The 24,418-nt window shown below is 36.6% G+C and carries 18 protein-coding genes and 1 riboswitch; of the genes, 13 read left to right on the top strand and 5 right to left on the bottom strand.

The features are described from left to right. Window positions 1-156: 156 nt before the first annotated feature. Both OVA16_RS13410 and OVA16_RS13415 read left to right on the top strand, forming a co-directional pair. Window positions 157-1,686 (top strand): sodium:solute symporter family transporter, encoded by a 1,530-nt coding sequence (locus tag OVA16_RS13410; RefSeq protein WP_267765397.1) that lies wholly within the window; start codon window positions 157-159, stop codon window positions 1,684-1,686. Between the two features lie 94 nt (window positions 1,687-1,780). Then, entirely contained in the window at window positions 1,781-3,097 is a 1,317-nt protein-coding gene (locus tag OVA16_RS13415) for a sialate O-acetylesterase (protein ID WP_267760191.1), read from the top strand. Window positions 3,098-3,189: 92 nt separating this feature from the next. On the opposite strand, the gene OVA16_RS13420 is transcribed toward OVA16_RS13415, so the two are convergent. Continuing rightward, window positions 3,190-5,208 carry a sensor histidine kinase gene (locus OVA16_RS13420; protein WP_267760193.1) on the bottom strand — a complete coding sequence of 673 codons (2,019 nt, stop codon included), beginning with the start codon at window positions 5,206-5,208 and terminating at the stop codon, window positions 3,190-3,192. A 316-nt stretch (window positions 5,209-5,524) separates the two neighbouring features. Between OVA16_RS13420 and OVA16_RS13425 the strand changes: the two genes are divergently transcribed. Then, window positions 5,525-5,890, top strand: a complete 366-nt coding sequence (locus OVA16_RS13425) for a hypothetical protein (RefSeq protein ID WP_267760195.1) — start codon at window positions 5,525-5,527, stop codon at window positions 5,888-5,890. A 125-nt stretch (window positions 5,891-6,015) separates the two neighbouring features. Here OVA16_RS13425 and OVA16_RS13430 read toward each other — a convergent pair whose 3' ends face one another. Next, a complete protein-coding gene (locus OVA16_RS13430) occupies window positions 6,016-7,266 on the bottom strand; it encodes a serine hydrolase (protein WP_267760197.1) in 1,251 nt (416 codons plus the stop codon). Window positions 7,267-7,534: 268 nt separating this feature from the next. After that, a riboswitch (cobalamin riboswitch) is annotated at window positions 7,535-7,726 on the top strand. A gap of 98 nt (window positions 7,727-7,824) precedes the next feature. Between OVA16_RS13430 and OVA16_RS13435 the strand changes: the two genes are divergently transcribed. The 4 genes from OVA16_RS13435 to OVA16_RS13450 all read left to right on the top strand — a co-directional run bounded on the left by OVA16_RS13435 (window position 7,825) and on the right by OVA16_RS13450 (window position 12,118). Beyond that, window positions 7,825-9,693 carry a TonB-dependent receptor plug domain-containing protein gene (locus tag OVA16_RS13435; protein ID WP_267760199.1) on the top strand — a complete coding sequence of 623 codons (1,869 nt, stop codon included), beginning with the start codon at window positions 7,825-7,827 and terminating at the stop codon, window positions 9,691-9,693. Between the two features lie 109 nt (window positions 9,694-9,802). Then, the gene (locus OVA16_RS13440; RefSeq protein ID WP_267760201.1) at window positions 9,803-10,396 is read left to right on the top strand and encodes a DUF6580 family putative transport protein; all 594 of its coding nucleotides are present in this window, start codon (window positions 9,803-9,805) and stop codon (window positions 10,394-10,396) included. A gap of 84 nt (window positions 10,397-10,480) precedes the next feature. Then, on the top strand, window positions 10,481-11,416 hold the full coding sequence (locus OVA16_RS13445; RefSeq protein WP_267760203.1) for an ABC transporter substrate-binding protein: 936 nt from the start codon (window positions 10,481-10,483) through the stop codon (window positions 11,414-11,416). A gap of 18 nt (window positions 11,417-11,434) precedes the next feature. Next, window positions 11,435-12,118: an SIR2 family NAD-dependent protein deacylase gene (locus OVA16_RS13450; protein ID WP_267760205.1), complete on the top strand. Its 684-nt coding sequence runs from the start codon at window positions 11,435-11,437 to the stop codon at window positions 12,116-12,118. Between the two features lie 107 nt (window positions 12,119-12,225). Here OVA16_RS13450 and OVA16_RS13455 read toward each other — a convergent pair whose 3' ends face one another. The 3 genes from OVA16_RS13455 to OVA16_RS13465 form a co-directional block, all read right to left on the bottom strand. After that, window positions 12,226-12,372 (bottom strand): hypothetical protein, encoded by a 147-nt coding sequence (locus OVA16_RS13455; protein WP_267760207.1) that lies wholly within the window; start codon window positions 12,370-12,372, stop codon window positions 12,226-12,228. A 1-nt stretch (window position 12,373) separates the two neighbouring features. Then, a complete protein-coding gene (locus OVA16_RS13460; RefSeq protein ID WP_267760209.1) occupies window positions 12,374-12,919 on the bottom strand; it encodes a hypothetical protein in 546 nt (181 codons plus the stop codon). 117 nt (window positions 12,920-13,036) lie between these two features. After that, entirely contained in the window at window positions 13,037-13,816 is a 780-nt protein-coding gene (locus OVA16_RS13465) for an SAM hydrolase/SAM-dependent halogenase family protein (protein ID WP_267760211.1), read from the bottom strand. 104 nt (window positions 13,817-13,920) lie between these two features. On the opposite strand from OVA16_RS13465, the gene OVA16_RS13470 reads away from it, so the two are divergent. From OVA16_RS13470 to OVA16_RS13495, 6 genes are all read left to right on the top strand, one after another. Further along, window positions 13,921-14,886: a PhoH family protein gene (locus OVA16_RS13470; protein WP_267760213.1), complete on the top strand. Its 966-nt coding sequence runs from the start codon at window positions 13,921-13,923 to the stop codon at window positions 14,884-14,886. A 223-nt stretch (window positions 14,887-15,109) separates the two neighbouring features. After that, complete coding sequence (locus OVA16_RS13475) at window positions 15,110-16,009, top strand: hypothetical protein (protein WP_267760215.1); 900 nt, start codon at window positions 15,110-15,112, stop codon at window positions 16,007-16,009. After that, window positions 16,006-17,481 (top strand): hypothetical protein, encoded by a 1,476-nt coding sequence (locus OVA16_RS13480; protein WP_267760217.1) that lies wholly within the window; start codon window positions 16,006-16,008, stop codon window positions 17,479-17,481. Before OVA16_RS13475 ends, OVA16_RS13480 begins: the two co-directional genes overlap by 4 nt. Continuing rightward, complete coding sequence (locus tag OVA16_RS13485; protein ID WP_267760219.1) at window positions 17,478-21,098, top strand: helicase-related protein; 3,621 nt, start codon at window positions 17,478-17,480, stop codon at window positions 21,096-21,098. The genes OVA16_RS13480 and OVA16_RS13485 overlap by 4 nt, the downstream gene beginning before the upstream one ends. A 5-nt stretch (window positions 21,099-21,103) precedes the next feature. Further along, window positions 21,104-22,981, top strand: coding sequence for a DUF1998 domain-containing protein (gene drmB / locus OVA16_RS13490; RefSeq protein ID WP_267760221.1), 1,878 nt, complete (start codon window positions 21,104-21,106; stop codon window positions 22,979-22,981). 471 nt (window positions 22,982-23,452) lie between these two features. After that, window positions 23,453-24,403 (top strand): phosphoribosylaminoimidazolesuccinocarboxamide synthase, encoded by a 951-nt coding sequence (locus OVA16_RS13495; protein ID WP_267760223.1) that lies wholly within the window; start codon window positions 23,453-23,455, stop codon window positions 24,401-24,403. Window positions 24,404-24,418 lie beyond the last annotated feature (15 nt).

Raw genomic sequence — 24,418 nt, forward strand, 5'->3', positions numbered from 1 at the left:
AGCCATGGTACAGTTAGATTTTATAGTAATGGGCGTTTTTGCCCTCTTAATATTTGCCATTGGCTTAACTTTTACCAGGGTGGGTAGCAAGAATGGTCAGGCTTTTTTGAAGCAGGTGGCGCAACACCTTGGTGGATCAACGGACTTTCACTCTTCATCAGTTATTTCTCTGCCGGAACCTTCGTCGTTTGGGGTTCAATTGCCTACAAGTTTGGGTTGGTTTCCAACACGATACAGTTGACAATGGCTATCAGCGGTTTCATTGTTACTTTATTCATTGCTGCAAGATGGAAAAAAACTGGCGTAGCTACCGCTGCCGAGTATATTGGGAAGCGTTTTGGTGGTAAAGAACAGCAGTTTTATACCTACATGACTTTGTTGCTAAGCTTATTTACTACTGCTGCCGTACTTTATCCGGTGGGTAAAATGGTACATGTAGCCACAGATTTACCGGTCAACACCTGTATCTTAATCATCGGGATGATCATTGTACTTTACACAGCCGCAGGAGGACTATGGGCGGTTTTAGTGACCGATGTGGTTCAATTTGTTATTCTATCTGCAGCGGTACTAATCGTTATTCCAATTTCATTTGCAGAAATTGGCGGCTTTCAAAACCTAGTTCAAAAGGCACCAACGCATTTCTTTGAGCCATTTAACGAAGATTATACGCTTGGTTTTATGTTAGCCTTTATTGTTTATCAAACTTTTTATATTGGCGGAAACTGGTCGTACGTACAACGTTATACCAGTGTGGCCAAGCCAAAGGAATCAAAAAAAGTTGCAGGTATCTTTACCATTTTGTATTTCGTTAGTCCGGTTGTTTGGATGTTGCCGCCCATGATCTATCGTGTAATTAATCCCAATTTGGAAGGACTACAGACGGAAGATGCTTACATGATGTTGATCCAAAAAGTGATGCCAGGGGGATTGATTGGCTTGGTATTGGCCGGAATGGTTTCTGCAACTTCAAGTAAGGCGAATACAACCATTAATATGGCGGCTACGGTTTTTGCACAGGATATTTACAAGAACTTACTCAATCCCAAGGCTTCTGAAAAGAATGTGATCTGGATGGCCCGATTTTTCACGCTACTTTTTGGCGTACTTACCATTTTAGTAGCCATGTGGATCCCAAGTGCGGGCGGAATTGTAGAAGTGGTTTTAAGTACTGCTTCAATTGCTGGCGGTGCACTTTTTGCGCCAATCATCTTGACACTTTTTTCGAAACGACAAACTGGATTTTCAGTGGTTACCGCCACAGTTGCATCTTTAATCATTAACTTGTTTTTTAAAGTTATTGCACCAGATTTGATAGACTTAAAGCTGACCAGAACCATGGAAACCGTTCTCGGTATGGGAATACCGATGTTGATCTTGTTGATTTTCGAACTGCGATACATCTCTACAGGATTGGTGTCTAGTAGGGCTATTGAAATGAAAAATGCTTTAGCACTAAGCAAAGAAGTTAACGTGTTTGACCCAGAAGAACAGCAGGCAGCAGAAAAGCAAAACGTATTTGGTATTCGTGTAATCGCTATATCTATGGCGGTAGTTGGTGCCGGAATTGTTTATTTAGGCTTAGTAGCACCTAGCTTTTCGAATATTATTGCCGCAGTGGGTGCACTAATTTTTGTTGCCGCTGCAGCTATCGGTATGGTTACCATCAAAAGAAAGATAGCATGAAAAAAATATTATTAGCTTTAGGTATTGCCTGTTTCGGATTTTGCAAGATGCTAAGTGCTCAGGTGGTAATGCCAGCTTTTTTTCAGACCACTTAGTGCTACAACAAAACAGCAATGCGAAGATATGGGGCACTGCAACTGGCAAAAAAGTGGTAAAGGTTCAAACTTCGTGGGATAAGCAAACTTATACGGTCAAGCCAGACGATAAAGGAAATTGGACTGTAATAGTTAAAACAGCCAATGCAGGTGGGCCGTTTACCATCAGCGTAAGCCAACTAAATAAAATCGTACTTAATGATGTGTTGTTGGGAGAAGTTTGGCTTTGTTCGGGTCAATCAAACATGGATATGCCCGTTAAAGGCTACAATAATTTGCCCATTACCAATTCCTTAGATATTTTGATGGCTTCGCCAGATCCGATGCTGCGTTTATTTAAGGTAGAGCGAAAATATGCCGCTACACCAGAGACAAATGTAAAGGGCAATTGGCAACTTGCCGATGCCGGTTCGGTTGCGCCATTTAGTGCGGTGGGTTATCAGTTTGCAAGTTATCTGCGTAAACAATTAGACGTACCCGTAGGTATAATCCAGTCTACTTGGGGTGGTTCGCCAATTGAAGCGTGGATGGACCGGCAGTTGGTTGGCGATGTATTAAAAGATCGTTTGTCTAGCAATACTGCAATTTCTAAGGCGGTTCATCAAACACCAGGAAGTCTGTTTAATGGGATGATTTCTCCTTTAATTGGCTACAGCATGGCTGGTGTAATTTGGTATCAAGGCGAGCAAAATCGTCATAATTATAGCGACTATCTAGCGCTGCAACATGCTATGGTAAGCTCTTGGAGGGCGAAATGGGAAATCGGAGAATGGCCTTTTTATTTGGTGCAATTAGCTCCAATGAAATATGCAGCCCGTGAGGCCTATAAAGTTCCTTTACTAATGGAGGCACAGTTAAAGCTGCCAGATACTTTGGCCAATGCTGGCGTGGCTGTGATTATTGATGCAGGCGAGCAGCACAATATTCATCCGGCAAACAAAACCCTGCCAAGTAAAAGGTTGGCTTATTTAGCTTTGGCCAATACCTACCATAAAAAGGGTTTTCCAGTGGCAAGCCCTACTTACAAAAAAATGGTGGTAAAAAATGACACAGTTCAAGTTTATTTTAATCATATTCCACTAGGATTAACTACTTATGGCAAGCCAATTACACAATTTGAAGTAGCTGCGGCAGACCAGAAATTTTATCCAGCAACTGCTAAATTAGTTAATGATGTGGTTTACGTTCATAGCGATCAAGTCCAAAATCCAATCGCCATAAGGTATGCCTTTAAAGATTGGGCTATTGGCGAATTATATAGTGTAGAGGGCTTGCCTGTTTCGTCTTTTAGAACTGATGATTGGACAAGAAAATAAAGTTAAAATTGGGCTGAGCAATACAATTTTTGTGATGTATAAAAAGTTTTGATTTAGCGCTTAGTAGAGAATTGAAAAGCATTGAAACCAAATTAAACTAAAGGAGTTTGTATGTTGTAGTTGGCAGCATTTAATTTAAAAGAAAAACTTATTTTATTGCCTGCTAAATGTGTTTCTAGTACGCTATTGTTATTGCTTATGTACTCGTGGCATAATAATAATCCAAGCCCTACACCACGCTCATTTGCGGTACCGTATGTAGAATTTGCAATTTTTCCGCCTTGCATATTAGCCATAACTACGGCGTGGGCATCTTGAAGTTCATTTTCTATGGTAAATTTTGTTCCCTCGTTTGCCGCTTTAATTTCAAATTTGATTTTGCCGCCAATTGGTGTAAACTTAATTGCATTATCAATAAGGTTACGAATAACTAGGTTAATTTGGTTTTGATCTGCAATTACCTCGCTTTGATCTATCATATCCAATATTACCTCAATGTTTTTCTTCTTAATTAAGGGTGCATATAATAAAAGCTGTTCTTCTAACATTTTAGTTAAGCTGAAGTAGGTAGGCTCTGTTACCGTACCATCCATTTGTCCCTTTGCCCAGTGTAAAAGGTTGTTCAGCGTATTGTTGATTGATTCGATTGTTTTTTTGTTCTCAGCAAGCAGCATCCTTAACTCTTCTGTACTTAATGCCTGCATGTTGTATAAGGATAGTATATTTGTTAGGCTACTGAGCGGGCTTTTTAGGTCGTGGGCAATAATAGAGAAAAGCTTATTTCTTACTGCATTAGATTCTTCTAGTTCGATGATAGTGTTGCTAAGCTGTATTGTACGCTCATTTACACTTTCTTCTAGCCTTTGGTTTTGTGTTTTAACAAGTAGCAAATTCTCGTCGCGTAGTTTTTTTTCGGCTTGTATAATCACTTTGTACCTATCTCCCAATGCAAAAGACAGCAACAAAAGTTCGATAATTACGCTTACTGGCACAAGTTGTATCGTAAAATCATTTTGTACCATTATGCCTCCTAAACTAAAAGTAACTATAATGGTAGACAACAAAATGAGCGACCACGCTATAATAAAGTATTTTGCAGGTTTATGTCCTCTACGATAGGCAACTACGCCAGCAGACCAAACCATTAACACAGTTATAAACGATAATTGTTGCGTTATTGTAGACGAGATAGCCTTAAACCCAAAAATGCTTGAAAAAAATAAGAGCAAGCCAAAACTGCCCATAAAATAAAATAGCTTCTTAGATTTTGGTGCCTTTTGTTTTAAATGTAAAAACCTGTAACTAAAGGTTAGTAGCGAAACAAGTGAAAGCCCCATAAACATGTGAGGGTAGCTATTTAAAAAGATCCTAAAGGTATCGCCAAACATAAAAGCGTAGCCTCTCAAATACAGTAATATGTATCCCGAAAGAAAAAACACATATAATACATAATAGAGATAGGTAATGTCTTTGGTGCTTAGAAATAGAAAAAGGTTAAATAATAGCAGTCCAATTAATAATCCAATGTAAATGTATTCTAGTCCGCCTCGTATAGAAGGTCTATTCAATATATCTTCATTGGTTGCCAATTTTACAGGGGCTAATAAAATATTGTTTGATTTTAGCCTTAGGTAGATAGTTCGCTGTTCGTTGGCCTTAGCAATAGGTAGCTTGATATTGAAACTACTGCTGATAATTACATCCGGATGGCGTTTAGCAAGGCTTCCAGTATGTATTTCTACACGTCTCCCGTTGGTATCTGTAGTGTAAACTGTAATTTGCTCTATATTGGGCGCATCTATCAATAAATTTAACGGTTGTTGCTGTTTAGAAACGTAATTGATCTTTACCCACCAAGCCGACGAAGTGTTCCCAAAATTCAGAATTTGCTTTTTACCTTTTTCAAAAACCTGATCATCCAATTTTTGTACCTTTTCTATGGTTAAATTGGCAGTTTTGTCTTCTAAATAAATAAGTTGATTACCAAGGTTGTTGAGGCTGAAAGAATTGATATGTTGTGCTTTAACGAAACTACAGAAAAACAAGCTTATTGTAATGACAAATGAGATGGTATGGCTATGCTGAAAGTTAAATTTGGTTCTTTGTTTCATTACATTCTGCCAATTAGCACTCAAGTTGGCTTCCTGCCAAATTTAATAAAAATGATCTGTAAATTGCCATTTTTGAGCTAATTGTTAGGTTTTTGTAGATTAAAATGAATTTTAATAAGAAGTAATTAATTAAAAATAGTTTGATTTTAATTTCTTTCTAGTCGTTGTAAGGAGGGATGTTTTTCATTCGATTAATTTTTTTAGGATCATAAATTTCCTTGTCTTAAAGTTAAAACGTTTAGATCAGCTAATTTTAAACCTGTGAAAACAATTTTGGTGTTTATGCTATTGTATAAATACTTAAAATTCGATAACCATGGAAGAAAATAAGCAAAACTACCATAACGACACAAAAATGTCTGAAAGTAAGCATCCCGAACCAACGGAAGAGGTACAGTTAACCATAGAAACCGTTACGCCTGATACACATCAATCTTTACCAAAAGCTCCTGTGGCTGATGAAAATGCCGAAGAAAAGGTTGGTAGTGCGAGCGATAGCGAAGAAGCAAAAGATGAAATGGAAGAAGTTAATGTAAAATCAACAGAAACTGAAGAGTACATGTCACAAGCTAAAAATGAACAAGAAGAAACAGACAATGACGAAAATATAGCAAGCGAAAAAAGTACGGAAAATAACGAGGGAGATGATGAGCGGGATAAAATTGAAACCATTGCTCCTTAAAGCAATGGTTTTGCAGTTATTTTTTTGATTTGTTGCCGATAAATTTTTAGCAATAGTTCAATTTGTTCAAGGTAAAAGCTAGCTGTTTATTGAATTTGTGACTTCGTTAATTAATTAATTTAACTTTATTGGTAATTCATTATATACCTGTTCAAATTAGGTTTGGGCATTTTTTTACGTTGTAACTCGTATTCGTAAATCATTTGGCCTAAATTCTTCATAAAAGGATAGCAAACCGTTTCGTACTCATATTTGCCATCGTTATAAATGCCATCTTCATTACTTTGTACTACAGCAGTTAGAAAAAACTCTACCTTATTCTTAAAATCTACGATATAAGCGTTATCGATAATGAAGCCATAGCTATCGCCATATTTGTTAAAGATACGTATGTTGGGGTCTATAATTGCATTTTTCTCTCTTCCATAGAAAAGCATTTTGGCGTAGGTTGGCCAAAACTCTTTTTCATCGTATTTTGGATAATCGCTTTCTGTAGGCAGCTTACTCATGTAAGTGTAAATGAGCTTATAATCCTTAGGTTTAAGATTAAAGCGTTCATTGGCAATATAAGCTTCGGGCATCATTAAACGTTTCATTAAAGATTGTTGGTCTTTAATGGTAAACACATTTTTGTTTTCAAAACTATAAGGTTTATTTACTAACTGTTCCTTGCTATCTATATAACCTATGCCAACAATAAGGTTGGTTAATTGCAAGGGATAGTTTTTCGGATCGTATTGCGCAGCTTGGCTGTAAACCAGCTCTTTGCCGTTATAAAACCGGATAGGATTGGTGTTCTTTTCACTTTCGCCGCCATCGCCTATGGCCAAACGATTTAAGATCCTGCTTTCAGTAAGGCCGTATTTTTTCAGTTTGGCGTTCATCTCTGCTCTGCCCACAAACTCGAACAAGCGATTGTATGCATCATTATCGCTAGTTAGGAGTAAGCATTTTTTAATGTAATGCGCTAAGGTAGGTTTGCCGTTTGCTGCACTTTTATCTTCATTTACCGCAGTTTGCCCTTTAAAGGCTGTATCGGTAATCATGGTGCTGTAGGCCGTTAAGCCTGGGATTTTTAATTCGTTAACTTTCTCTAAAGCGAAAATTACGGCAGCCAATTTTACCGTGCTTGCAGGATAGAAATAGCGTTGTGGGTTAATGCGGTAACTAAAGGTTTTGAAGCTCGGTTTATTGTTCTGATCTCGGTTTACTTGGGTGTACATTACTTGCACTTCATTTTTATTGGGATGATTAAGTACGCCAGAAAATAATTCGGGCCTGCTTTCTAACAGCTTTTTTAAAAATGTAGTGTCGGTTTCTTGAGCCATAGCAATGGTACTAATTAGTAATAAAAAACAGGTAATAACTTTTCGCATTGGGTAAAGATAGGAACCGATGAAGAATAATCAATGTCCAATAATCAATAATCAAAATACCAATAATCAATGACCAATAATTAATGACCAATAATCAATATCCAATAATCAAATGAACGATTAAGCTAACTACTTATACCTGAGTATTGACACCATACATTAACAAATGAACCAATGAGCAATTGAACAAATGAACCAATGAGCAATTGAACAAACGAACGAGTTAACAATTAACCAAAAAACAGTTAAACAATTAACCAAAATTACCTATCTTTGCCCCGCTTTTGGTTTCCGTAGGTAACGCTTCGGAATTAAAAGGGAATACGGTGTAAATCCGTAACTGTCCCGCAGCTGTAAGCTCTATAACTGTTTGCCATTCTAAGCCACTTTCTAAATTTTAGGAGGGAAGGCGGTAAACGGGGAGTAAGTCAGAAGACCTGCCTTTAGCATAATAATATTCATAGCTTTCGGGGATTGAAGCTTGGAATGATGTACACTTATTTACGTACCATTTCCTGGTAAAACTGTTGGCTGTGATCTAAAAGTCACAAAAACAGCATGAAGAAAAAAATTGCATTGCTTGCAGGCCTAGGGTTTGCACAATCGGTGGTTTTGGCACAAACAAAGCCTACAGACAGCGTAACTACGCTAAAAGATGTGGTCATTACATCTACAAAAAACAATCAAAAACAATCGCAAACTGGTAAGGTAGCCACTATTCTTGGTCCAGAAGTGTTAGACAAAAGCCTTGGCAAAACTTTGCCACAATTGCTTGCAGAACAAGCGGGAATTACCGTAACTGGCGCAACCAGTAATTACGCAGCCAACAAATCGGTGTTTTTTAGAGGTGCTGGCAGTGCTTATGCCATCGTGTTAATTGATGGCATTGTGCAAAACGATCCTTCGGGCAATGGTGGTGCTTTCGATTTGCGTTTACTGCCTATCGACCAGATTGAGCGTATCGAGATTTTACGTGGCGGGCAATCTACCATTTACGGTTCTGATGCCGTTGGTGGCGTCATCAACATCATCACTAAAAAAGGTGCTAAGCAGCCCTTAAATGTTTATGGTGTGGCTAGCGCCGGAAGTTACGAAACTTACAAAGGAACCATTGGCTTACAAGGGAATGTGAGTAATTTCGATTACAACATCAGTTATACGCACGTAAAAAGCGATGGTATTTCTGAAGCTGTAAATCCGGTAGGTAACACCACTGCGTTTGATAAAGATGGCTTGAAAACAGATGGCGTAAATGCAAAATTTGGTTTTAAGTTCAACGATAATTTTTCAATCAATCCGTTTGTAAGGTACAATACAGGAACCTATAATTACGATGATGGTCCCTTTACCGATGCCGCAAATTATTCTATTTTGAAAAACATTGCTGTAGGTACAAATGCTGTTTATTTGCTGGGTAAAGGCAAGGTAACTTTAAATTACAGTCATCAAAAAACCAGTAACGATGTACATTCTGCTTATCCAGCATTGTTAGAAGGTCAAGTAAATTTCTTGGATGTTTACTATAATCAACAATTAGGTAAAAAGCTTGATCTTTTGTTAGGCGTAGACCATCGCGATATGAAGTTGCCAAGCGCCGCAGGAAGTCCAAAAACCAATATTCTTGCAGGCTACGGTTCATTGTTTTTACATGATTTAAGTATATTTAATTTAGAGGTTGGTGGCCGTTACAATAAACACGAGCAATACGGAGAAAATTGGACTTACACCATTACGCCAAGTATCAATTTGGTAAAGCAAGTAAAATTGTTCGGAAATATCTCTACCGGATTTAAAATTCCTACCTTAACTATGCTGTTTGGTACTTTTGGTGCTAACTTAAATTTAAAGCCAGAGAAATCTGAAAATTACGAAGCCGGAGTAGAGTTTAACTTTGCAGATGGAAAATACAAGTTACGCGGTGCAGCTTACAAACGTAATTTAACTGGTGCCATTATCTACAACTATCCACAAGGCTATGAAAATCAAATCAGTCAAAAAACTAAAGGTTTCGAAATTGAGCCAGCAGTTAAGTTGGGTGCTTTTAGCTTAAATGGTTTTTATAGCTATACCGAAGGTGATGAGTATAATTTCGTAGATAACGCAGTGGCAGATTATCTTTTCCGTCGCCCTAAGCATACTTATGGTGCTACAGCTGGTTTACAAGCTACTAAAGATTTATTTGTAAGTTTAAATTACCGCTTTGTTGGTAGCCGTACCGATGGCGATTTTAACAGCTATCCGGCTGCGGTAGTTAACTTGCCTTCGTACAAATTGTTAAATGCCTATGCAGAATATAGCTTAGCTAAATCGAGGGTAAAACTATTTGTAGATACCCAAAATATTTTAAACGAGAAATATAACGAGATCTATGGTTACAATAGCCAAGGTTTTAATGTTAATGCTGGTGTAAGGTTTAACATATATTAAAATTGCTTTGCAACCACTTAGATCGTTGTTTTTTAAAGAGTTTGGTCTAGGTGGTTGTATAAATTTAGAGAATTTTAAAGTGTTTCTTATATTTACCAAAAAAATAATTATGTCACATATCAAATTTAATCCACGCACTTTAGTTTTAATGGTTGTTATTTTGGCAATTATGCTGATGCGTGTGTTAATTGTTTTCAATACGGAGGCACTTAGCTTTGCTAATTTCTCATCGGTAGGTGCGGTAGCGCTATTTGGAGGAGCCTATTTTTCTAGTAATGTAAAAGCATTTTCATTTCCAGTTTTAAGTCTTTTAATTACAGATATTTTGTTTGCCAACACTATTTATAAAAGTTACAGCGATGGCTTTTTGTACGATGGCTGGTATTGGACTTATGCAGCTATTATTTTAATGGTATTAGTAGGAAAGTACTTGCTAAAAAACATCACTTTAGCTAACGGAACTATTGCCGCCATTGCAGTTACAGTGGTACATTGGTTAGTTTCCGACATTGGCGTATGGTACGGCAATCCTTCATTTACGCAAGATATTGGCGGTTATTGGAACTGTTTGGTGTTAGCTATCCCGTTTGAATTGAGGTTTTTAGCCGGTACGGTAATTTATGGAGGGGTAATGTTTGGAAGTTTTCAGCTTTTAAAAGTGAAATATCCTGCGCTTCAACGTAAAGAAATGTTGTCTGCGTAATTTTTACGCTCGCAAATGGGTTAACATACATATAGGTTTGCAAAATATGCAGACCTTTTTTTTTGAATTTAAAAATAAAAACCAATGAAAGTTGTCTCTTTTTTGCCTGCTGCTACACAAATGATGTACGAAATGGGTTTAGAAAGTTACTTGCACGGCATCACTTTCGAGTGTCCAACGGTAGCGCATTCATTACCAAAAATTGTACGCTGTATTTTCGAAGGTAAAAATTACAGTAGTGCAGAGATAGATCAAATTTTTTCGTCGTATAAACGCCAAGGCAAGAGTTTGTATTGGGTAGAACAAGAACTTTTAGAGCAAATTGAAGCAGATATTATTTTTACCCAAGATATTTGTGAAGTTTGCAACATAGATACCGAATGTACCTCTGCTGCGGTAGCCAAACTGAGTAAGCAACCACAATTGGTACCACTATCTCCCAATAACCTAAACGATGTTTTTGATGCAGCTTATACGATTGGGAAAGTACTTGGCGAGGAGACAAAAGCATTGAATTATCTGGCATCACAAAAGGCAATTATAGATGATATTTTACAACAGCTACGCGTACATGGCGCACCTTTAAAACGAGTGATGCTGATGGAATGGATCGAACCCATTTACAATTGTGGCCATTGGATACCTTTCCAAATCGCACAGGCCGGTGGCGTAGATATGTTATCTAATCCGGCAGGAGATAGCATTGTAACCGATTGGCAGAAAATCGTAAAATACGATCCCGAGATACTTGTAATTGCCCCCTGTGGTTTCAGTAAAGAACGAACCTTAGAAGAACTTTTTCTACTTACCGAAAAGCCAGAATGGAAACAGTTGTTGGCAGTAAGAAATAAACAGGTTTTCGTAGCAGATTTCGATATGTTCACTCAGCCTAGTGTAGGTACTTTGGTGCAAGGTATACAAGCCTTGTCGTGTATGTTTCATCCAGAAATTTTTAAACCTAACCAAGCGTTGCAACAGCGGTTTTTCAACCTCTTTGAGCAATCGCTTGTTGGGGTTTAATTACTACATTTATTTGCTATGAAAAAGAAACTAGTGGTACTCACTGGCGCAGGTATTAGTGCAGAGAGCGGCTTGAAAACCTTTAGAGATGCCGATGGTTTGTGGGAAGGTTACAATGTAATGGATGTAGCCACGCCCGAAGCTTGGCATCGAAATCCGGAGTTGGTGCAGCGTTTTTACAACGAACGCCGTAAGCAGGTGTTAACGGCACAACCTAACGAGGCTCATTTCGCTTTAGCTCAATTAGAAAATCAATTTGATGTAGCCATTGTAACCCAAAACATAGACGATTTGCATGAGCGAGCAGGTTCTACTAATGTAATTCACTTACATGGTGTTATTACTTTGGCGCAATCGTCTAAACGTGCTGCTTTAGTTTACCCCATCAAGGGGGATGAAATTAAGATGGGAGAGTTGTGCGAACTAGGTTCTCAATTGCGGCCGCACGTAGTTTGGTTTGGCGAAGCTGTACCCATGATTGAGAAAGCTGCAGTAATTTGTGCACAAGCAGATTGCTTCATTTTGATTGGAACTTCTTTAGCTGTTTATCCCGCTGCGGGATTAATTGATTATGTTCCTCATGCTACGCCAAAGTATATCATCGACCCTAAAATACCACCAGTGGCTGGTTTAAGTAATGTGGTTAAAATAGAAAAAAGTGCTACCGAAGGAATGAAAGAATTGTTTACTAGCTTAGTTTAAACCAACCTTGTTATGATTTTTCAGAAAATCAGATGAAGACACAATATTTTACGCCGGCCTGGCGCAAGTCGTAAAACAAATAACAGCGCTATAAACAGAATTCTAATTTACTTCATCGAATTAGTTAAAGCCCAATACCTAAAACCCAGAATTGCTTTCTGAAAATTGCTCAATTGCATCGGATCTTTTTTATGTAAAGAAGGCATCACTATTTTGTTTAATTTTACGAGTACCTTAAAAAATGCTGTCTTCATGCTACAAAACTTTTATCCCACTTTGTGGCTCCTTAGATTTAATTATCTTGTTTTTTCGGTAAATGATAAAAATGCAAACTGCGGTAGAGATAACAAATAAGGCCAAGAAAAGTTGTAGGTAATCTGCGCTTTTGTCAGTTTTCTGGTTGTAGTTCAGTAATTCATCGTTTTTAACCTGCAAATCTCTAATGGTTTTCTTGTAGCTATCTATGCGCATTTGGCTATGGTCTACATTAGATTTTACTTGCTGAAACTGCAAATCTTTATAGTCCAATAGCACTTTAAGCTCAGTAAAGATATTGTTGTCATGCAAAACCACTTGTCTTAAAATTTCATTCGAGTTTTTAATGTCACGCTTAGTTTGGAAACCGAAAATACCTGTCCTGGCATTTAAACTTTCTTCGTATTGGCCAAAACGAGCACTTCTTTCGGCCAACATGCTATTGATTTTATTGCGTTGTAGGTTGTAAGCTACCGTATCTTGTGCAAAAGTTGCGTTAATTAAACTTCCTGTTAAGAGGCTAAATAAAATGGCTATTCTAATCATTGTTATATGTTTGATAACGATACAACAAATTTTGTGCCTGTAAAGTTGCCACAAATGAGTGAAACTTTTTTTATAGATTTTGATAGCCCTTTCCTCTGGGGAGGGTTGGCTGGGGCTTTACGGATGAAACTCTACCCTCACAATGTCGTTCAAATGTAAGCCTAATAAACCGCTTGCTTTGCCTTTATTAATGGCAATCTCTAAATGGTTACTAATGCCAAACAAACAAAGTTTTTCGCCTTCTGGCACTTCGTTGTAATGCCAACTCAATTGCGTAATGGTTTCGCTCTTTCTAAAATACAAGCTAAAATCTCTGTTGCGTTGTACTTTGGTAAACAAATCTTTAGTGATATTGGTAATCACATTGCTAAAAGTATCTATAAAAATTACGCTACCTCTAATAATATCTCTTTCTATAACGGGGTGTAACAGCATTCTTTGCTCAATATCGTCGGCAGGTATGCCAATTTCTTTCAGCTTACCTCCCTTGGCCAAATGCACGGCAGCTTTTACCAAAATATCAACCAAAGGGAAATGCAAGAACTTTAAATCTTGCATAATGTTCAGTTCTACTAATTCGTCTGGACTATCATCAAAAAGTAGTGAAAAAATGCCATTATCTGCCCCAACAAAGTAGTGGTCTTTATAGCGTAACGCTACATATTTAGTGTTTTCGTTAAAAACTGAATCTATGCCTATAAGGTGTACTGTGTTTTTTGGAAAGTACGTATAAGCGTTCTTTAATACAAAGGCTGCATAAGAAATATTAAAGGCGGGTACTTCGTGGGTTACATCAACAATGTTCACATTTGGTAGAATACTCAGGATACTGCCCTTTAAAGCAGCCTGATAGAAATCCTTCGAGCCCAAATCTGTCGTTAATGTTATAATCGCCATTAAAAATTAAATATTTATGCTTATTCTTGCGTATAGGCAAATAGCCTACAAATATTCAAATTAAAATCGAATTACACAGGGCGTAGTACTAAAAAAACAATATTTTGAACGAAATAAAACTAATTATAGAGACTAGCGACCAAATTCAATTTTGGGGCGCTAACAACGAGCACTACGAGCAAATTAAGGCCGCTTTCCCGAAGCTTAAAATTGTAGCGAGAGGTAACGAGGTTAAGGCTTTAGGCGACGAAGCTGAGCTAAAGAGCTTTGAACAAAAAATAAACACATTGGTGGCTCATTTGGATAAATTTGGTACCTTAACCCATAATGATGTTGATGCCATTTTGGGATCAAAAAAAACAGGTTCAGCCCCATCTGAAGAAAGCCAAGCAAGTGCACCTGTGGGTAGTGGCGAAGTAATTGTGTACGGCAACCACGGCTTAATGATTAAAGCCCGAACGGCTAACCAACGTAAAATGGTTGATAGCATCAATAAAAACGATGTATTGTTTGCCATTGGGCCAGCTGGAACCGGAAAAACCTATACCGCCGTAGCATTGGCCGTTAGGGCGTTAAAGAACAAAGAGATTAAGCGTATCATACTAACCCGGCCAGCGGTAGAAGCTGGAGAAAGTTTAGGTTTCTTGCCGGGAGATTTAAAAGAAAAAGTGGATCCTTATTTAAGGCCTTTGTATGATGCTTTGGAGGATATGATACCACCAGATAAGTTAAAACTTTACCTAGAAAATAGAACTATCGAAGTGGCTCCATTGGCATTTATGCGTGGCCGTACCTTAGATAATTGTTTTGTGATTTTAGATGAAGCACAAAACTCTACCGATTTGCAATTGAAGATGTTCTTGACACGCATGGGGCCAACAGCAAAATTCATTGTAACCAGCGATGTTACCCAGATTGATTTGCCAAAAAAGGCACAGTCTGGTTTGCATAACGCACTTCGTATTTTGGGCGATATTAAAGGTATCGATATCATTTACCTAACTGGCGAAGACGTAGTGCGTCATAAGTTAGTGAAACAAATCTTAAAAGCTTACGGAGATATTCAGTAAAGGGGCTAGGTATCAGTGGTCAGGTATTAGTGGTCAGGTGTTAGTGGTCAGGTGTTAGTGGTCGCCCCTATCAAAACGACAGTGCAAACATTCAACGACAGAACAAAATGACAGACAACAACCCAACGCTTCGGCAAAATCAAAAGAGCTGCAACCCACCGCACAAAGCCCATGCTTTGTATCACATTTGCTTTTGCTCCAACCGCACAACTACTAACCAACTATGATTTTAAATAAAGAGTATTATCAAAAACTTTGGGAGAATCTTGAAAGCACCAATACTCTTGGTGTTTTTAATGATAATGCTTCGTGTCTGACAACGAAACTAATTTTAGAACATTACAGCCAAAACAAACCTATACATTTCAACTTTCAAAGTTCCAAACAAACAGTCTTTGAGGTAGGCAAAATACTATTTCTTGAATTCGCAAATGATATTTATCGAAATCATTATGACTTACCGACATTGGTAAAAGGAAATAAATTGAGAGACAAAAGAAAATATGCAGACGGCAAAAGACATGACTACATAATAAAAAATATTATTAACGATACATTCTTACTTGAACACACCAAAAACAAAGCTCAATTAAGTTTGAAATATGACGACTTAGTTAAAAAGTTTATTCCGATAGAACAAGGTACAAGGCAAAATACATTAAAAGGATACACGGATTTTTTCGCAAAATTAAATGGTGATTTGAAACTAGAATTTACACCAACGAATTTTGAAAAGAAAACTGTTTTTATTGCCAAGAAACCACTTTGGAACGGCTTGCCTGACAAAAACAAAATTCCTTGTGCTTATTTGCCAAATCCACGAGAAGAAAACAACGCTACTGAAACACGCTCAATTCCTGCGTTGCAGGATTGCTTAGCTTACTTTACACCCAAATACGAAGTTTGTTATTCAACCATTCTTTCTAGAAATGAAAAGGTTAAAACCATTGTTGTTTTTGACACCGAAGCTGAAAAAATTGAACAAATGATTTCAGACCAAAGCCGATTTGGTTTTAACCTTATAATCGTTTCCAATAGTGAATTATCTAAACTCATAAAAAGCCAATCAATCCCTTGTTGGAATTGGTTTAAAGAAGAAATTGAGATCGTAAACGCCTTATGATTAACTTCAGAAACATACCAAGCAATGAAATAGACGAACTCATCAATAAACTTGACGAGAAAGTTGTATATGTAAATTCAAAATTTGGCATTGAGTTAAAATCTTACGGAAGCATTTTGAGAATTGCATTAAATGCAATTCAACAAGAAACGATAGAAAACCTAATTGAACGAGTTGGCATAAATAGAGAATTGGAAAATGCTTTGGAAAATGCAGGTGGCTATTCGCTTGAATATTTGAACGATAATGACCCCAAAGCTGAATTGCATACAATTCTTAATTATCTCAAAGAAAACTTACCGAAACAAAAAGCCTTATTTGATTTTTTGAAAATTGAAACGGACAAAAAAATTATTGCTGTTTTTGACAACAATGATTTAGACTTTGCAACCAAAAACATCAGAAATAGAAAAGTAGAAACCATCTCTTTTTCTGCCTTAAAAAAAGCGAACATACAAAACCAAATTTTGGTTTTTCATTCGTTCAACGGACAAAAAGATTTTGATTATCTCTACAACCTAAATAATGAAGTCAGATTGGTTGTTTACAAGCAGGAAAAAAACTTGTATCATAAATTTCTCGACCGGAGAAAAAAACTAATTGAAGCGGAAATAAAATCAGAAGACCGTTTGGCTATTTGTGGAATTGAATACAAGGAAATGCGAGATAATGTCACAGACATAAGTTCTACGATAAATGGTATTGTTTCCCGATTGGACGAAATGAGCAACAGAACTTATGACGGCTACAAAAATGAAAGTGATTTATTACTGAATGACATTGAAGATAAACTAATTTACAAAGTAAAATCAGACATTACAGAATTGTTTTTGGAAAGTAGCGACACCGTTTTTACTTACAAAGGCGATTTGATGAAGTCTTACAAAATAAAAATTGGCGATAAAATCAGAATTTACCCAAAAGAACAATTAGCGGAAAACTTGTATCAAGTTGCCGTTGAAACTGAACCCGATATTTTCGGAAAAGTAGAAGAACACGCCAATTTTTGGAAACAACTCATAAACGAATTGCGGAATAAATTAGGCGATGATGCACTTTACCAAAAACTGAAAGAAAAGGGATTGAAAGTTTTGCCAAATACGTTGGCATCTTATGGCAAAGGTTTTCGAAAATTCCCGATGTACAAAAATGATTTGAGAGCGATTTTCAAATTGTATTATCAAGACAAATCAGATAGCGAAATTGACACCATTTTAAAACCAATTCTCAAATCAAAAACCACTTACAATAGTACAATGATTGTACTTGGTCGTGGTTTGAAACAAGAATTACGTTTGTTTTTGAAAGAACAAAAAGTTGGCGAAATACTTCAAAAAAGAAACTTAACAGCAATCACTTTACAATCTTTCGTTAATGAAAATATGCCAAAACACACCGTTATCAGTAAAGAAATTATTAGCGATAATGTTGAAGCATTAGAAGAAAATATTTTAGAACAAATTGAATTATGAGCGTAAAAGAAAATAGAGATATAGTTATTGAGCGTGTCAGAAAAGAAATTATCGGTGCAGGTTCTGATGTTTTTCAATGCAAGGAAGATTTTAGCGATGAAATCATTGAGGGAAAACCTTTGCAACGCTATTTTTCGGGCATTTTGTTTCCAAAACAGTTACAACCAAATGCAGGTGATAATGGCGAAGACCAAATGAAAGATGAAGATGCGGACGATATAACCGATTTAAATTCTGATGCTGTTGAAGAATTAAACAAACCGAAAGAAGTTTTTGAAGAAGACGAGGACGAAACAGATAAAACCGATACGCAACCCAAATATACATCAAACACATTTTTTCCTTCTCATTTTGGAATTACGTTTGCAGTTGAAAATACTTGCAAAAAATTTAAAGCGATTGTTCGTTTCGGGAATTATACCAAAGCAAAGCCCGAAGAAATTAAAGTTCCTTATAGCGGAGAGGGTATAAGTTTATTGAGCGAACACGGTTTGAATGGCGTTGTGAGTTATGATGAAGAAAAGAAAACACTTTCACAAACCAAAAAATTACAACGTACCAAAGACGGAAAAACAACAGTAGAATATCAAGCGTTTCAAGACGGTTTAAGAGCATTTGCCAAAGCAACTTCTTATGACCACGCTTTATACAAAACTATTTCAAAGCTATTTTTCAAGGATAAATACAAACGCAACGACAACGAAATTGAATTTGAAATAAACATTGCAGATATTCTTTCTGCCGAAAATCAGCATATTGAATTAAAGTTATCGGAACAAGCAAACGTAAATACTGAAAATTGGAGTAAAGAGATAAAAGAAAATCTTGTCTTTCATTTAAAACTTTATACCAATTATGCAGATAAATATTACATCAAAGCGGTTATTGAAAACAAATCATTGATTGCAAAAGATAAATTTTCGCTTTCAAAAGAAAAGGTAAATCAGTTAGCTTGTTTTCAAACGGAAATTAGAATTGAAAGCGAAAAATTATTACCGTTCCGAGACTACAAATCACATCTTTACAAAACCGATGAAGATAGAATGTTGGATTATCTGTATCGTGACAAATTGGCTTTTGGCATTGGACACAATACAGCTTGTACTTGGGAAAATGCACAATCGCCCAATACACCGCAATGGATACAATCAACATTTTTGCCTGAATACGATGTAAAAAGTCAAAGTTCAGAAACCGATAAAATCAAAGGCGATATACTGAACATCAAAAAACTTTCTGTTTATAATTCCGATAAAACAAGCATTATTTCAAACTTAAATCAAGTAGCCAAAGCGTATAAAAATTGGATTGAAGAAGAACGAAAATCGGCAAACGGAAATGATTTAGGTTTGAAAAATATTGTAAAATGTGAGCAGATTTACAATCGAATTAGCAATGGAATAAAATTACTTTCAGAAAGCGAAAACGCTTTGCGTGCATTTCAGTTGGCGAACACAGCAATTTATTTGCAAATGTTCCAAACCGCACAACATTTTAGTAAGAAAAAAGAAGGTTTTGAAGTATGGGAACGAAACGAAGCGTTGCAACACAACTTTGCTGATTACAAAGATTTAGATTTTCCGTCAAGCAGAATACCCGAATGGCGACCGTTTCAGTTGGCTTTTATTCTGCAATGTTTGGCTTCGTTTGTAGATGAAAATTGCACAGAAAAAGAATTGATTGATTTACTGTATTTCCCGACAGGTGGTGGTAAAACAGAGGCATATTTAGCAGTTTCGGCTTTCTTGATTTTTTGGCGAAGAATACATTATTCCGACAGTTATGACGGAGTAAATATTATCATTCGTTACACATTACGTTTGCTTTCTGCACAACAGTTTGAACGGGCATCAAAAATGATTTTGGCTTGTGAATTTATCCGAACCCATTACAAAGATTTAGGAGATAAGCCCGTTTCAATCGGTTTTTGGGTTGGAGGTCAAACTATCCCCAATAAACTAAAAAAGGATAATGGACGAGATGCAGAAACGAAACTAAAAAAGGCACAAGAAAAACTAAACAAAGGCGACAACTTCGTTGTAAATCCTTTTCAGCTATCAAATTGCCAATGGTGCAATACAAAAATCATTTCCAAACTAAAACAAGACGACAAAGTTTTACAAATCGGACACAGAGTTGGAAAAACAACTTTGCAAAGTTATTGTTTGAATGAAGCCTGTTATTTTTCAGAAACCAAAGGAGGTTTACCTGTTGTACTGATTGATGAAGATATTTACAACAAACCACCAACCATTCTTTTTGCAACAGTAGATAAATTTGCACAGCTTGCGTGGAATGGCAATGCAACATCATTTTTCAATAACGGAACAAACAGAAAACCCGAATTGATTATTCAAGACGAGTTGCACTTATTGAATGGAACTTTGGGAAGTTTAGTTGGCTTGTTTGAAAATGCATTATTGAAACTTTGCGACAATCCCAAAATCATTGCTTCAACTGCAACCGTAAAAAATGTGGACAAACAAATTCAAGGTTTGTACGGACGAGAAGCCAGAGTATTTCCACAATACGCAACCAATGCAGACGATACTTTTTTCTCAAAAGTTATTGAAGAAAGCAAACGTAAATACATCGGGCTTTTGCCGACAGGAAAAACAACCGTTGTAACCAACTTGCAACTTTTGGCTTCATTGCTTTTTGCAAGATTAGAAATTTGGAAAAACGCAACAGACAAAAAAGAAGCTGATAGTTTTTGGACGATACTTTCCTACTTCAAAAGTTTGAAAGAAATCGGACGTTTTTCAAATAAAATCAACTCTGAATTAAAACCAATAATCAAGCAATTACAAGTTCGATATTTGAACGATGATTTTATTTCAGCAAACAATTACAACAAACTTTCTTACCGAAACATTGAATTGACAAGCCGTATTCCGAATGAGAAAATCAAAAAGAATTTGGACTTGTTAGAAAGAGAATTTGACGGAAACATCAAAGAACATAAGGCTTACGATTTAGTTTTGGCAACCAATATGATAAGCGTTGGTCTTGATGTTGGTAGATTGGCCGTAATGGTAATGAACGGAATGCCACCAAACACAGCTGAGTACATCCAAGCAAGTAGTCGTGTAGCAAGGAAAAACGAAGGATTGGTCATCACACTTTACGACCCTTTCAATAGCCGTGATTTATCGTACTACGAAGATTTTGTTCAATTCCACAAAACTTTTTACAAGCAAGTTGAACCGTTAAGCGTAACTCCATTTGCGGAAAATGCTTTGGATAAAATGTTGTTTACGCTTGTGCTTGCATATTTCAGACACACAACAAAATATACAGCAAATGAAACTGCAAATGCTTTGATTGACGATAATGTCAAAAACGAATTGCGAAATAATTTAATTACCCTTTTTCAAAACCATCAATTCGCTCAAAATGACATTCAATTGATTACTGAAAAGCTAGACGACATTTTGAGAGATTGGAAATACAAAATTGAAGCACAAAAAGAGTTGAAATACTTTTGGAAAGACCACCCAAAAGAATCCTTGATTGTACCGATGCAGGAAAAGAAAAATGATGATGAGACACTAACTGCAATGCAATCAATGCGAAGCGTAGAGCCAAGTGCTGAAATTTTAATCAAACAGTATTAGAACATATGCCAAACGACAAAATAAAACACGGAAGAAGCAAACATATTTCAAATTATGGCGGTGTAGGTTCATTGATTGAAACAACCGATAATTCTATAATCATAGAAACCTTTGATGAATGGGGTTATGGCGATTTAAACGAAAAGTTGGCTCATTACATCATAAAAGACGACCGTTTATTACAGCGATTAAAAAATCGTTTTCCGAATTTGAAACATTTGGTTGCAATTCCAACTGACAGGGATTCGTTTTTACATAACGTAAGACCAAAAGCGAGTTATTTTCCGAAATGGTTCTACTGTACACGTTGCAACCGATTTGCAAATTATAGTGAATGGAAAAGACGTTGGACGGCTTCGGGAAAAAAGATCGATTTTTTCAATCCGCCAAAATGCAGTAATAAAGATTGCAAAGAAAATAATTTGGAGCAAATTCGTTTTGTGATGACTTGCAGTAACGGGCATATTCACGATTTGCCTTGGGAGTTTTGGAATAATCGTTTGCCGACAGACAGAAGCCAACAAAACGATGAAGAAAACGAAAACACAAATGAAAAATCAAGCGGTCCTCAATTAGACTTTTCAAAAAAATGTTGTGAAAGTCAAGACTTGATTTACAAAATAAGCCGTGAGAACACGGAACTTTCGGGTATTTGGGTTGAATGTAAAAACTGCAAGAAAAAAGCAAACTTGAAAGGTATTTTCAATTTTGAACAAACTTGTCTAGGTAAAAAGTATTGGTTAAAACCCGATAACGGCAAGTTTCACGAAGAAATATGTAATGCTAAAACAAACGTAAAACTCAAAACAAGCAATAGTGTTTATTATGCCAATTCATTAGGTAGTTTGTACATTCCCGAAATGCAAAATCCGCTTTCTACGGAAATCAGAATTGATATTGATAATATGGTTGAAAGCAGTCAATTCACAACCGAACAAATTGTTCAATTAGTAAGTATTCAGAAAAAAATTGACAAGGATCTTATTGAACAGTATTTGGAAACAGGTGACATCAAATACATTCCTGATAATATTTATAGAGAAACCGAATACAAATACTTTTTAGAAAAAGAGCAACCCGACAACAAGCAAATTAAGTTACGTATAGTTGATTGTAGCGAACAAATAAACGGTTTTTCCAAATTAGTTAAAATTGATAAACTAAAACGAACAACCGTTCAAACTTCGTTTACCCGAAACGAACCGATTGATGTAGATTCAATTTTGCAAAATTCAACTGATTATGAATACACAGTTCAAAGGCAATCCGTTTCTAAAAACAATTTTGACACAAAAACTTTACCTGCATTAGAAAGTTATGGCGAAGGAATTTTATTTGTTTTAGATGAACAGAAATTAAAACAATGGGAGCAACAACAAGAAATAATTGAACGAACTGAAAAGATAAAATCAAATGCAGAAAATGCAGATTGGAAATCGTACCAAATTATTGCAAAATCCTTAACACCAAGAAAAGTTTTACTTCATACGCTTTCACATTTGCTTATGCGTGAATTAGAATACGTATGCGGCTATCCTGCATCTTCCCTATCTGAAAGATTATTTGTAAGTGAAACAATGCACGGTTTTTTAATTTCCGCTTTTGATGGAACAGACGGTTATTTAGGAGGACTTTCAAATTTGTGCAACGATTTAGAAAACCTGAATAACATTATCAATAGTGCAATTTTCAGAGCAACTGATTGTTCTTCCGACCCAATTTGTTTTGAATCCGAGGGACAAGGCGTTGGACAACTCAATTTAGCCGCTTGCCATTCCTGTACATTGACACCAGAAATAACTTGCGAGCTTTCAAATTTATATCTTGACAGGAAATTGGTTATAAGTAATGACTATGGTTATTTCAAATCATTAATAGAATAAATGCCAACGCATTGGTGGTACATTTGCATTTTTGCCAACTGGCAAAGCCAATCAAAAAATGCAAAAGAGCCACTGGCCAACGCATCACGACAGACCAAATGAGCGGACAAACAACATACAGGCTAGAAGGGCGAATCGCTAACAGCCCTTTGGCTCAATGGAGGGTTCAGTGGTTAATTGAACATTCTACCTCGCATCAAATTTTGTGCTGGGCTGACAGTTTCGTGATCCGAAATCCGCCACTGCGCCAAGCGGCAAAACGGTATCAGTGGTCAGGTATTAGTGGTCAGGTATTAGTAATAAACTTACCGACCTAAGTAATTTAAAATCCGAAGAAATAATTTGTATGTCTTCGGATTTTTTTCTAAGCTAGTTTCCTTTGCACAGTTCTAAAAAATTGGCTCAAGGCTTAACCTAAGTCTCACATCTCATATCTCAATACTCATATCTTTTTATTATTTTTATCCCCTCATGAAAGCAGTAAAAGAAACCCAATTTACTTTCCCAAAACAAAGTAGTTTTTATAAAGGTAAAGTACGCGATGTGTATACTATTGATAACCAGTTAATGGCAATGGTAGTAACCGATAGAATTTCGGCATTTGATGTGGTGTTACCAGAGGCCATCCCGTACAAAGGACAAGTATTAAACCAAATTGCAGCTAAGTTTTTATCGGCAACAAAAGATATTGTACCTAATTGGGTTTTGGCTACGCCCGATGAAATGGTAACCATTGGTCGCATCTGCGAACCTTTTAAAGTAGAGATGGTAATTAGAGGATATTTAGCTGGCCACGCTGCTCGCGAATATGCTTTGGGTAAACGCCAAGTTTGTGGGGTTGCCTTGCCAGAGGGATTAAAAGAAAACGATAAATTACCTGAGCCAATTATTACGCCAACTACAAAAGCAGCAGTAGGCCATGATGAGGATATTTCTAGAGAAGATATTTTAGCAAAAGGTATAGTGTCTTTGGCCGATTATGAGAAACTGGAGGCTTATACTCGTGCTTTGTACCAACGTGGAACCGAAATAGCCGCAGAGCGAGGTTTAATTTTAGTAGATACAAAATATGAATTTGGTAAAGTGGGAGATGATATTTATCTGATCGATGAAATTCATACGCCAGATTCGTCACGCTATTTTTATGCAGAAGGTTATGCAGAAAGACAAGCTTCAAATGAACCTCAAAAACAGTTGTCTAAAGAGTTTGTACGTAAGTGGTTAATCGAGAATGGTTTTCAAGGTAAAGACGGGCAAGTAGTGCCAATAATGACCGAAGAAATTGTAGAATCCATTTCAGATCGTTATATTGAGCTTTACGAGCAAATTACTGGAGAGAAATTTATTAAAAATCCTTCAGAAAATATTTTAAGTAGGATAGAGGAAAATACCAAGGCTGCTGTAGAGCAATTGTTGCAGTAAAACAGTTGACAGTTT

Source organism: Pedobacter sp. SL55 (assembly GCF_026625705.1).
Taxonomy (GTDB): domain Bacteria; phylum Bacteroidota; class Bacteroidia; order Sphingobacteriales; family Sphingobacteriaceae; genus Pedobacter.